Source organism: Veillonella sp. CNR 79/14 (assembly GCF_003992185.1).
In the GTDB taxonomy this organism is placed as follows: domain Bacteria; phylum Bacillota; class Negativicutes; order Veillonellales; family Veillonellaceae; genus F0422.
This window is the reverse complement of record NZ_RQVH01000005.1, coordinates 72,306-83,577: the sequence shown is the minus strand read 5'-3', so window position 1 is coordinate 83,577 and position 11,272 is coordinate 72,306. Positions and strand designations below refer to the sequence as shown.

Annotated in this window: 14 protein-coding genes; all 14 read left to right on the top strand. The window is 39.0% G+C overall.

The window, feature by feature from the left end; genetic code table 11:
• The first annotated feature begins 9 nt into the window (after positions 1-9).
• Positions 10-930, top strand: a complete 921-nt coding sequence (locus EO119_RS03205; protein WP_009353686.1) for a glycyl-radical enzyme activating protein — start codon at positions 10-12, stop codon at positions 928-930.
• Positions 931-938: 8 nt separating this feature from the next.
• The gene (pduB, locus tag EO119_RS03200) at positions 939-1,709 is read left to right on the top strand and encodes a propanediol utilization microcompartment protein PduB (protein WP_009353719.1); all 771 of its coding nucleotides are present in this window, start codon (positions 939-941) and stop codon (positions 1,707-1,709) included.
• Positions 1,710-1,739: 30 nt separating this feature from the next.
• Entirely contained in the window at positions 1,740-2,021 is a 282-nt protein-coding gene (locus EO119_RS03195; protein WP_009353643.1) for a BMC domain-containing protein, read from the top strand.
• Positions 2,022-2,077: 56 nt separating this feature from the next.
• Positions 2,078-2,611, top strand: coding sequence for a hypothetical protein (locus EO119_RS03190; protein ID WP_009353648.1), 534 nt, complete (start codon positions 2,078-2,080; stop codon positions 2,609-2,611).
• Positions 2,612-2,633: 22 nt separating this feature from the next.
• Complete coding sequence (locus tag EO119_RS03185; protein ID WP_009353718.1) at positions 2,634-2,897, top strand: EutN/CcmL family microcompartment protein; 264 nt, start codon at positions 2,634-2,636, stop codon at positions 2,895-2,897.
• A 13-nt stretch (positions 2,898-2,910) separates the two neighbouring features.
• The gene (locus tag EO119_RS03180) at positions 2,911-4,233 is read left to right on the top strand and encodes an aldehyde dehydrogenase (RefSeq protein ID WP_009353655.1); all 1,323 of its coding nucleotides are present in this window, start codon (positions 2,911-2,913) and stop codon (positions 4,231-4,233) included.
• A gap of 118 nt (positions 4,234-4,351) precedes the next feature.
• Positions 4,352-5,653 (top strand): PocR ligand-binding domain-containing protein, encoded by a 1,302-nt coding sequence (locus tag EO119_RS03175; RefSeq protein WP_126940671.1) that lies wholly within the window; start codon positions 4,352-4,354, stop codon positions 5,651-5,653.
• A gap of 19 nt (positions 5,654-5,672) precedes the next feature.
• The gene (locus EO119_RS03170; RefSeq protein WP_240632811.1) at positions 5,673-6,707 is read left to right on the top strand and encodes an AraC family transcriptional regulator; all 1,035 of its coding nucleotides are present in this window, start codon (positions 5,673-5,675) and stop codon (positions 6,705-6,707) included.
• Positions 6,694-7,329: a phosphate propanoyltransferase gene (locus tag EO119_RS03165; RefSeq protein WP_126937829.1), complete on the top strand. Its 636-nt coding sequence runs from the start codon at positions 6,694-6,696 to the stop codon at positions 7,327-7,329. Before EO119_RS03170 ends, EO119_RS03165 begins: the two co-directional genes overlap by 14 nt.
• Positions 7,330-7,340: 11 nt before the next feature.
• Positions 7,341-8,744: an aldehyde dehydrogenase family protein gene (locus tag EO119_RS03160; protein ID WP_009353657.1), complete on the top strand. Its 1,404-nt coding sequence runs from the start codon at positions 7,341-7,343 to the stop codon at positions 8,742-8,744.
• An 11-nt stretch (positions 8,745-8,755) separates the two neighbouring features.
• Positions 8,756-9,271, top strand: a complete 516-nt coding sequence (locus EO119_RS03155; protein WP_126940669.1) for a BMC domain-containing protein — start codon at positions 8,756-8,758, stop codon at positions 9,269-9,271.
• An 8-nt stretch (positions 9,272-9,279) separates the two neighbouring features.
• Positions 9,280-9,552: a BMC domain-containing protein gene (locus EO119_RS03150; RefSeq protein ID WP_303733696.1), complete on the top strand. Its 273-nt coding sequence runs from the start codon at positions 9,280-9,282 to the stop codon at positions 9,550-9,552.
• Between the two features lie 29 nt (positions 9,553-9,581).
• Complete coding sequence (locus EO119_RS03145; protein ID WP_009353670.1) at positions 9,582-10,115, top strand: heme-binding protein; 534 nt, start codon at positions 9,582-9,584, stop codon at positions 10,113-10,115.
• A 2-nt stretch (positions 10,116-10,117) separates the two neighbouring features.
• Entirely contained in the window at positions 10,118-11,266 is a 1,149-nt protein-coding gene (locus tag EO119_RS03140; RefSeq protein ID WP_126940668.1) for a 1-propanol dehydrogenase PduQ, read from the top strand.
• The last annotated feature ends 6 nt before the right edge of the window (positions 11,267-11,272 follow it).

Here is an 11,272-nt window from a genome sequence, read left to right as displayed (position 1 = left end):
TAAGTTCGTATGGAATCAGTAGATTATAGTGTACAAGGCACTGTATTTGATATTCAACGCTTTTCCATTCACGATGGACCAGGAATCCGGACAATCGTATTTTTGAAGGGCTGTCCATTACGATGTAAATGGTGTTCTAATCCAGAATCACAACAATATTATCCTGAAGTAGTGTATCGAAAACAACTCTGTATTGGTTGTAAAGCTTGTCAGGCAGTTTGCCCTAAACAGGCCATTGCTGATAGCAACCCATACTGGATTGACCGTACACTCTGTGACAACTGTTCAGAGTGTACCATGGTCTGTCCTACCAGTGCACTTTCTATGAAAGGTAAGTTGATGAGTGTCGAGCAGGTAGTACGAGAACTAAAAAAAGATGCCACACAGTACTTTCGGTCCAATGGCGGCATCACCTTATCTGGTGGAGAGGCATTGACACAACCAAAGTTTGCTAAAGAAATCTTTAAAGCTTGTAAAGCACAAGGATGGCATACCGCAATAGAAACAGAAGGGTATTATGACACAAAGATTGTAGAAGAGATTATGCCGTACATCGACTTAGTTCTACTAGATATCAAAAGTGTTAATCCAGAGCAACATAAAAAGTTCACTGGTGTCGATAACGCAAGGATCAAAGAGTCGGCTAAAGTCATACAGTCTATCGCAAATACAACAGTGCGTGTTCCTACGATTCCTGGGTTTAATGCGAGCGAAGAAGATATTCGTGGTATAGCGGAGTTTGTGAAGGAAAATATGCCTAATGTTCATGACATACACTTGTTGCCATATCACAATTATGGGCAGGGGAAATATGAACTATTGGGACGTGAATATGAATTAGAAAATACACCAAAGATTCCAGAAGAAGAAATGGAAACGTATAAAAAAATAGTAGAATCATATGGTTTAAACTGTATTATTGGTGGTTAGGAGGTACTATGGATACAGCATTATTAGAAAAAGTGATGGGTCAAGTATCAGAAGAACTTGGCATTAAAAAGCCGCAAGGCACAACAGCAGGATCCATCGGAGTTACTGAATTTGTAGGTACTGCAATGGGCGATACAATTGGTCTTGTGATTGCCAGTGTGGATCCGTTATTAACAGAAACAATGGGATTAGGAAAATTCAAATCCATCGGTATTATCGGCGGTCGTGTAGGCGCAGGCCCACAAATTATGGCTGTGGATGATGCAATCAAAGCAACGAATACTGAAATTATTACAGTAGAGTTGCCTCGTGATACTAAAGGTGGCGCAGGTCATGGTTCCTTGATCTATATCGGTGCTCATGATGTATCCGATGCTCGTCGAGCTGTTGAAATTGCATTGGAAGCTGTTCCAAAATACTTTGGAGATGTATACGCTAATGATGCAGGTCACTTGGAATTCCAATACACAGCACGTGCAAGCTATTGTTTAGAAGCCGTATTCAACACTCCATTAGGTAGATCTTTTGGTATGGTATGTGCAGGCCCAGCAGCGATTGGTGCAGTACTTGCGGATACAGCAGTAAAATCTGCCAATGTAGAAGTTGTTTCGTACGCATCACCAAAATCTGGTACAAGTTTCTCTAACGAAGTAATCTTAACATTCTCTGGAGACTCTGGTGCTGTTCGTCAAGCTGTGAAAGCAGCTCGTGAAGTGGGTATTAAATTGCTTGGTGCTTTAGGTGACACACCTACATCGAGTACAACACCATACATTTAATAGGTTAGTATAGAAACATAGGAGGATATTATGGTTTCAGATGCATTAGGAATGGTAGAAACAAAAGGTTTAGTAAGTGCGATTGAAGCAGCAGATGCTATGGTAAAAGCTGCTAACGTAAACTTAGTAGGCTATGAAAAAATTGGTTCTGGATTAGTAACAGTTATGGTTCGTGGTGATGTTGGTGCAGTAAAAGCAGCTGTTGAAGCTGGTGCAGTAGCAGCTCGTGCAGTAGGCGAAGTTGTATCCTTACACGTTATCCCTCGTCCTCACATCGATACAGAACGTATTATTCCAACTCTTAAAGCGTAATGTAGCGTGGCATATGAGGCATCGTCCTTATATGCCACTACTTTAGAGGAGGCACTATGAAAGATAGAGACCTATCTAGGCTCCTAGAAGACATGGTGGCACGTATTTTAGCAGAACAATCTCATGAACAAAGTGTAAGAAAATTATATGTTGTCTTTGATGAACAGTGGCATCATGAAAATTATGCGTTGGCGAATCAATTGACTACATGTGACTTCACACAAGTTCATGCCATTGTTCCCAAGAACGGTGATCCAGAAATGGAACGTCGAGTGAAAGAAATTCATCCTTTTCTTATGCAATATCCCTATGGAGAGGAACCCGCTTTTACAGAACACGATTGCATAGTATTACCTTATATAGGAAGAAATGATGTCATTCATATTGCCTTAGGCTATAGTCAATCGGATCTGTCGGAAGTGGTAAAGAAAGCTTTTACAGCAGGTGCTAGTATCTATGTACTGCCAACATCCATAGAGCCTTTATCAGGAAAAGAACCAGGTCCCTACCAACAGATGGTGCAAGGGTACTATCAAACAATATTTGAGTTAGGGATACGATACATAGACCATATTCGTCATATGAATTGAGTCCTATGAGATAGGAGTAAGCATGTATTTAGCAAAAGTGATTGGTAATGTTGTAGCAACGAAGAAAAGTGATACCCTATTAGGATATAAGTTGATGATTATACAGCCTGTCGATGCATCGCTTTCGCCAGCTCATAGAGAACAAGTAGCAGCTGATTTTGTAGGAGCTGGTGTAGGTGAATATGTGCTAGTTGGAACGGGGTCTTCAGTACGAGTGGAAGAGAACCGAAAAGGGGCTACCATAGATTTAGCAATCATTGGTATTGTAGACTCTGTTGTTATTTAGTAAGGAGGCAAATATGGGAACCCAAGGTGGGATATTTTCCTCAGTAACACAGGTTGTGCATGCATCAAAACAAGCATTTCACATCTATCAAAAGTTGAGCCTACGGGAACGGAAGCAGTTGATTCAGGCTATCCGTGAAGGATTACGAAGCTATTGTCTAGAATTTGCCGCGCTTGCTTGTGAAGAAACTGGTATGGGTAAAGCGGAAGATAAGGCCATTAAGATTAAACTTGCTTTGGAAGAAACGCCGGGCCCAGAAGATTTAATTACAGGAACAACGCAGGGAGAAAATGGAATTGTCTTAACAGAACCATTTCCATATGGTGTTGTATGTGCTATACATCCAAGTACCAATCCTTGTGAAACGTTGATCAACAATACAATTAGTTTGTTGTCAGCAGGAAATGTAGTGATTCATTGTCCACATCCAAGAGCCATGGAAGTATCTAAATATATTACGAAAGTGATGAATAAAATTATCTTAGATAAATTTGGCATATGTAACTTAATCACCACACCAGATACTTGTTCCTTAACATATCTTAATGAAATAATGAATCATCCTGATGTAGAATTGATTTTATCTACTGGTGGGTCAGATGCAGCTAGGAGCGCATTAGCCTGTGGTAAGAAGGTTATTTCAGCAGGTCCAGCGAACCCTACATTTGTGGTAGATGAAACGGCTGATATCGATCGAGCAGCGTATTGCATTCACAAAGGCGCATCCTTCGATCATAACATTACCTGTACATCGGAGAAAAATGTCATTATTGTAGAATCTGTAGTACCTGCATTTCGGTCGGCCTTAGAAAGACTCAATGTGTATTATGTGGATTCAGTGGGAGAAATGTTGCAATTATCAAAAATTCTCTTGACTGAAGATATGGAAGTAAATCGTCAATATGGCGGTAAATCGGCAGATGAGATTTTAAAAGATGCAGGAATTCATACGAATCGTTCCTATGATTTGATTGCTGTAGAAACAGTTAAAATCCATCCATTTGTGACACAGGAAATATTAGCTCCATTGATTACAGTGGTGAAAGCTAGTAATTTTGAAAGTGCCCTACAAATTGCTGTTGATGCAGAACAAGGTTATCACCATACAGCAGGCATTCATTCTCGCGATACGGAGCGTTTACGGCAAGCAGCAAAAGCTTTCCGAACTACAATCTTTGTCAAAAATGGATGTTCCTTAGATGGAATTGGTATCTGTGGCGTAGGAGCCACATCTTTCACGATTGCCAATGTCACTGGTGAAGGAGCCATAACGGCGAAAGATTTAGTTCGTCGCAGAAGATGTGTGTATGTAGAAACGCTATGTTCTTATACATAATAACTATGATTAAATTTCATGACAAAAATCATACTTTTTGACATGGTTTTTGCAATTACTGTCGTATACTATAAGTAGAGATATTTTACGTATTGTATAGGAAAGGTAATAAAAAGGAATGCCACGAAATACTTTGGAAGACAATCGAAACGAAGAATCAGGACTGGATATTATGACTGTCATAGGTCATGATTTATTGGAAGGGATCCAAGAAGCGGTTGCCAACGTGACAGGAATAGCTTTTGTGACAGTAGATTATAAAGGTGATGTATTAACAGAAGCAACACGGTTTTGCAACTATTGTAAGAAAATAAGAGATAACCCTACATCGTCATTATTGTGTAAGTTATCCGATGCATCAGGTGCGATTATTGCTGCCACTAATAAAGAGGTGAGCATTTATATTTGTCCTTGCGGACTTTTAGAAATTGCTATACCGATTATCGTGGATGGTCATTATTTAGGCGGATTTATTGGAGGACAGATTCTATGTGATGATGTACCAGATACAATAGTCCGGTTGAGTAAAAATATGGTACCTGGTGGAGCACAATTAGTGAACCAAGATATCGAAACTACGAATCCGGAAGAGTTAGCAGATATTAAGCGATATAGCTATAATGAAGTGCTTTCCATTGCAAAACTAGTGGAGTTTATTATTAATCAACTTACAAATCATGAAATTGTATCGAATAGAAATAAACAAAAGAATTTAAATCGTATAGAAGCATTAGAAAAAGAAGTATTAGAAGCAGAAGATAAGATTTGCTGCTTACAAAGTGAGCTAGAAAAGTATAAGCGCTATGTAGATATGGTACGTAACTGTAAATTACTTAGCGTAGTAGATAGCTTATCTATAGTAGAAGAAGCAGAAAAAACGGAAGCAGCAATTCTGGATTATATTCATGTATTAGCACTTCATCATGATAGTCTATTTGAAACAAGTATTAAAGAGGAATGTTCGCGCATCGAATCTACAGTATCTCTCTTAAACTATCGTGAAGATTGCCACATAGGCTGGCATATGGATGTAGATGAGAGCCTGTGGCACTACATGTTACCGTCCTATAGCGTATGGCAATATGTATATCAAGTGGCAGAAAGAGCGCAACAAGAGGGGCATGCAAAGATTTCTATGAAACTACATGCAGAGCTCCAAGGTGATCAAGTATGTATTATTATAGAAGATGATACATTGCAGATTCACTCTGATGAAGTACTTGTACTACACAAATTACTACAAGATGTGACGAGGTTAATACATGGAGATACCATAGAGTCAACCTTATCTCCAACGAGTCAAGCTATTTTAAAATTACACCAAACGTTTATAGAATACCATGGCACTTCTGCTAAAGTACATTGTTATCCATTGCCAAAGGATGGGATACAGGTGATGTTATCCTATCCAGTAGAATAAGACAAGGAGGTATTTTGTGATGAAGATACTTTTGGTAGATACCGATAAGTTGCATATGAAAGCACTACAAAAACGAATTGCACTCCATATGCAAGCGGAGGTCATCTGCATTAGTACATATCAAGAAGTACTTTCCTTACCGAAGGAAGAAATAATTTCTGTCGCTTATATAGCAATGGATATTAGCCATCAAAAAGCAGGTGACATTATTCGACATATCTATTACACCTATCCAACATGCCGGATTGTGATGATGTTGAATAAAGAAACGCAAGCTGTTAACCAAATGACTATGAAATATTCCGGAATTGGATATTTATATAAACCTTTTAGCTGGGATGATTTTTATAAATGGATTCCAGCAAAGGGGATGACTAAAGAAAAAGAGGTCACAGGGAAATCCCTAGATCTGTTGGAGGGAATTGTACAAGGTTTTCAGCAAGGTGATTTTGAGGTAGCCTATGACAGATTATACCAAGTATGTCAGTATACATATGAACATAGTGATAGCCAGTCAATTGCCAGTGAACTATATGAAATAGTAGACCAGGTACAACACAAGGTCTTAGACACGCATGTATTGAAGTTACATACGATGGTGTCAAAGATACAGTTGGAACCTGTACATACAAAATATGGAGAAGGACTCGCTATATGGACATTTAAAATTGTTGATTTCCTGTTTATGAAACTATATCAAGGGAAACAAGAAATTTTACATACTGTTCTCTACTATATTCATACACATATACAAGAAGATATTTCTTTAAAAGATATAGTTGTTTCTTGTAATGTAAGCCAAGGCTACATTAGTCGTATATTCAAACATAAGTTAAATATGACAATTATGCAGTATATACACAAGAAAAAAATAAATTTAGCGAAGGAATATATACTTGGAACGGAAAAGAGCGGATCCTATATTGCTAACATATTGGGATATAGTGATGTGAGCTATTTTTGTAAAATTTTCAAAAAACATGAACATAAAACAATCTCACAATATCGAGATCAAGTCATTAATGGATTGGTGGAAACCTATGAAACAATCTGAGTATTTACATTTAGTAACGGAGCGCGTTATAGCAAAGTTACAAGAATTAAATAGATGTAGCGTACCAATTGGTGTTTCAAATCGTCATGTTCATGTGTCAAAAGAAGCATATACCGTTTTATTTGGACAAGATGAACTGACAAAAAAAGTAGACTTGAAACAACCAGGACAATATGCTGCAAATGAAACAGTAACTCTAGTAGGACCGAAAGGCAGTATTGAAAAAGTACGTATTTTGGGACCTTTTAGGAATGATACACAAGTGGAAATCTCTCTAACAGATTCATTTACGTTGGGAGTACCAGGCGTGATACGTGAATCTGGTGATTTACGGGAAACTCCAGGTATAACGTTACTAGGACCGAAAGGGAAATTAACGATTTCTCAAGGTGTGATCGTAGCGCATCGACATATCCATATGCATCCTGATGATGCAAAACGTATGGGCGTGATCGATAAAGAGCGAGTGACAGTGACTGTACATGGAGAACGCGAGCTGACATTTTCCAATGTAATTATTCGAGTATCGCCGAAGTTTGCTTTAGAAATGCATATCGATGTAGATGAAGCGAATGCAGGACGGATTAAAAACAATGATATTGGAATTGTATCGAAATCATAGAGGAGATACGAATGAACTTAGAAATGATTGAAAGTATAGTGAAACAAGTAGTGAAAGATTTACAACAAGAAGGCGTAGGTATGGAAACAACTCGTTATGAATATGGCGTGTTTGATACCATGGAGGCTGCGATTGATGCGAGTGAAGTGGCACAAAGAGAGTTGTTAGCTTTTTCATTACAAGATCGTAATGCATTTGTGGATGCCATCCGTGAAACTGTGTTACAAAAAGATCATTTAGAAATGATTTCACTCATGGCAGTTGAAGAAACAGGCATTGGTAGATATAGTGATAAATTGATTAAAAACCGAGTAGCTGCTGTGAAAACACCAGGTAAAGAAGTGTTGGAAACGCGTGCTATGACTGGTCATGATGGATTGACAATTGAAGAATTTTGTCCATTTGGCGTGATTGGTGCCATAACACCAACAACAAATCCAACAGAAACAATTATCAATAATTCTATCTCCATGATTGTTGGCGGTAATACGGTGGTATTTAGCCCACATCCAAGAGCTAAAAAAGTATCTACTATTTTAGTGCAAATGATTAATAAAGCACTAGAAGCGGCAGGTGCTCCGAACAACTTGGTAACGATGGTGCGTGAACCATCGATTGAAAGTACACAATGCATGATGAGTCATCCAAAAGTAAGATTGTTAGTTGCTACAGGTGGACCTGGAATTGTAAACCAAGTCTTATCCTCTGGTAAAAAAGCGATTGGCGCCGGCGCTGGTAACCCTCCAGTAGTCGTAGATGAAACAGCACATATTGAACAAGCAGCCAAAGATATCGTCAGTGGTGCAAGTTTTGATAATAACGTTCCATGTATTGCTGAAAAAGAAGTATTTGTTGTGGAATCTGTGGCAGATCAATTGGTATACCATATGAAAAAGAATGGTGCTTATGAAATTACTGATATGTCTATTCTAGATACATTAGTTGAAAAAGTAACTAAAAAAGATGGTAAACCAAATCCAGATTTTGTAGGTAAATCTGCAAAAGATTTATTAGCATTAGTAGGCATTGTGGTAGATGACAGTATTCGATTAATCATTGCTCGTACATCAGAACATCATCACCTAGTAACAGAAGAAATGATGATGCCAATTTTACCAATCGTAGCGGTTCCAAATGTAGATATTGCTATAGAATGTGCATACCGCGCAGAATTGGGAAATCGTCACACAGCGATGATGCACTCTCAAAATTTAGAAAAATTATCTAAAATGGCGAGATTGTTAGAAACTACAATTTTCGTAAAAAATGCTCCATCCTATGCAGGTATTGGTGTAGGTGGTGAAGGGCATACTACCTTTACCATTGCAGGCCCAACAGGAGAAGGTATTACATGTGCAAGATCGTTCTGTCGCATTCGTCGTTGTGTATTAAGTGAAGCATTTAGCTTAAGATAAGTGAGGCTTATATGAATCAATCGTTAGGACTATTAGAAGTAAAAGGCTTGTTAGGCGCAGTTACCATGTCCGATGTAATGGTAAAAGCATCTAATGTGCACGTAGTAAATATTGACAAAGCTAATGGTTTTGGTTGGTTTACTGTGAAAGTAGTAGGCGATGTGGGAGCTGTGCAATCAGCTGTTGAAGCAGGCGCTATGGTGGCAAAAGAGATGGGTTGTTTTGTAAGCTCTAAAGTGATTCCAAGAGTATCGCAAACTGTTATCGATGTCTTCTTACAAGAAGAACCGGCAGCTGTGAAAGAAGAACCTATAGCAGAACCTGTGGTGGAAACTGTCGGGGCAGAGCCGGAAAAAACAGTACAAGAAACAGATACAGTAATGGCTGAAGCCATTGCTGAACTGACAAATATTGTGATTGGTGAAGAATCTACACCATCAACAACAGAAGTAGCACCGAAAGCTACAGGTGCTAAAAAATCAGCTAAAACGACTAAAGCTAAAAAGAAAAGTAGTTCTAAAAAATAAGGAGGTTTATCATGAATAACGCATTAGGTATGGTAGAAACAAAAGGTTTAGTAGCAGCTATTGAAGCAGCAGATGCAATGGTGAAAGCATCCAATGTAGAATTAACTGGCTATGAAAAAATTGGTTCTGGTTTAGTAACTGTGATGGTTCGTGGTGATGTTGGTGCTGTTAAAGCAGCCGTAGAGGCGGGTGCAGTAGCAGCTGGTAACGTAGGCCAAGTTGTATCTACTCACGTAATTCCTCGCCCACATCACGATGTAGAAACATTGTTGACTAAATAGTAGAATAGCCTTTAGTAAGGAGGATGGACATGGATATTTATGATTCAGTCCGAAATATTATTGCAAACATAGAGCGCGTGCCATCCACTACACAAGAGGGAATTGCCCCCATTGGACGAGCAGCACAGTGGTCTAGATATACAGGAATTACCGTTGAATCTGTGGTAGATACTGTCGTTGAAGCTTGCGAACAAGAGGCGAAACGATTGGGAATTCCTGTTGTGATTGCTATTGTGGATGCGAGCGGATCGTTAGTGTATCAACGGCGTATGGAACGAGCTCTTGGTGTAAGCATAGAACTAGCCCCTAATAAGGCCTATACAGCAGTAGCTTTTCGGTGCGGAACAGAAAAGTTAGGAGCCGTAGTGCAGCCAGGGACTCCTCTTTATGGTATTGAGACGATGGTCAAAAGACCCATAGTCTTATTTGGCGGTGGTGAGCCACTAATGTTAGAGAATCATCTAATCGGTGGTCTAGGTATTAGTGGCGGCACTGTAAAAGAAGATGTGCTCATAGTGAATGCAGGGCTACGAGCTTTTCAGTCATATATACAAGGGGCGTAATCATGGAATCATGGTCATTTAAAACGCAAATTTTTACAGGACAAACAGAACACTCTGCCAATGGTACTAAAACAGATGCTTTAGAAAGACTTCGCTTATTAGAAGGAGAACGTATTTTTATCATCTGTGACCCATTTTTAGAAGGAACACCAGCATTACAGACAGTGATTGACTTGGTGAATACAAGCAATACCTATGTTGTATATTCTAATGTAGTACCAGATCCACCTATTGATTCCATTGTCAAAGGGGTAGAGGTATTACAGAAAGAAAAAGCCACAGTACTGATCGTCATTGGCGGAGGATCTGCCATTGATACAGCGAAAGGTATTAACTATTTCTGTAAAACAATTTATGGCATCTGCGTTAAAAAATTTATTGCCATACCAACAACTAGCGGAACTGGATCTGAAGTGACATCCTTTGCTGTTATTACAGATACTAAAACAGGTATAAAGTATCCGTTGGCAGATGACAGCTTATTGCCAGATGAAGCGATTTTAACAACATTCTTTGTGAAATCGGCACCGCCAAAAGTAACCGCTTATAGCGGCATGGATGTACTTGTACATGCCATGGAAGCCTTGGTGGCTACAGAGGCCAATCATTTTACCGATGCATTAGCTGAAAAAGCAATAGAATTAGTTATTAAGAATTTACCAACATGTGTAGAGCGTGGAACTGACGAAGTAGCACGAGCAGCGATGCATGAAGCATCCTGCATGGCAGGGCTAGCTTTCAATCAAGCTGGTCTAGGCATTACCCATGCCTTAGCACATCAATTGGGCGGTCAATTCCATGTACCGCATGGATTAGCCAATGCGATGCTATTGCCCTATGTCATTATGTATAATGCAGCCAACTCTAATGAGGCTAAATTAAAATACATTTCGATTGCACAAAAACTCTCCTTAACCACCGAATCTGATGATGAAAGTGCACAAATTGCTGCTTTAGTACGATGTGCACAATCTTTAGCACGTCGAGTGGGTTGCATTATAACAATGAAAGAGTTTGGTATTGATGAAGTTTCCTTTAAGGATTCCTTTCCTACATTAGTGCAACAGGCTATGGTGGATCGTACCTACCCAGGGAATCCATACGTGGCCACAAAAGAAGATTTAACACGTATATTAACATGTATTATATGAGGTAAC

Bases quoted from the DNA above. Each gene is read 5' to 3' on its own strand.
- EO119_RS03205 (WP_009353686.1), top strand. From the start codon at position 10: ATGGAATCAGTAGATTATAGTGTACAAGGCACTGTATTTGATATTCAA.
- EO119_RS03180 (WP_009353655.1), top strand. From the start codon at position 2,911: ATGGGAACCCAAGGTGGGATATTTTCCTCAGTAACACAGGTTGTGCAT.
- EO119_RS03190 (WP_009353648.1), top strand. From the start codon at position 2,078: ATGAAAGATAGAGACCTATCTAGGCTCCTAGAAGACATGGTGGCACGT.
- EO119_RS03145 (WP_009353670.1), top strand. From the start codon at position 9,582: ATGGATATTTATGATTCAGTCCGAAATATTATTGCAAACATAGAGCGC.
- pduB (WP_009353719.1), top strand. From the start codon at position 939: ATGGATACAGCATTATTAGAAAAAGTGATGGGTCAAGTATCAGAAGAA.
- EO119_RS03170 (WP_240632811.1), top strand. From the start codon at position 5,673: ATGAAGATACTTTTGGTAGATACCGATAAGTTGCATATGAAAGCACTA.
- EO119_RS03175 (WP_126940671.1), top strand. From the start codon at position 4,352: ATGCCACGAAATACTTTGGAAGACAATCGAAACGAAGAATCAGGACTG.
- EO119_RS03155 (WP_126940669.1), top strand. From the start codon at position 8,756: ATGAATCAATCGTTAGGACTATTAGAAGTAAAAGGCTTGTTAGGCGCA.
- EO119_RS03160 (WP_009353657.1), top strand. From the start codon at position 7,341: ATGAACTTAGAAATGATTGAAAGTATAGTGAAACAAGTAGTGAAAGAT.
- EO119_RS03195 (WP_009353643.1), top strand. From the start codon at position 1,740: ATGGTTTCAGATGCATTAGGAATGGTAGAAACAAAAGGTTTAGTAAGT.
- EO119_RS03185 (WP_009353718.1), top strand. From the start codon at position 2,634: ATGTATTTAGCAAAAGTGATTGGTAATGTTGTAGCAACGAAGAAAAGT.
- EO119_RS03140 (WP_126940668.1), top strand. From the start codon at position 10,118: ATGGAATCATGGTCATTTAAAACGCAAATTTTTACAGGACAAACAGAA.
- EO119_RS03165 (WP_126937829.1), top strand. From the start codon at position 6,694: ATGAAACAATCTGAGTATTTACATTTAGTAACGGAGCGCGTTATAGCA.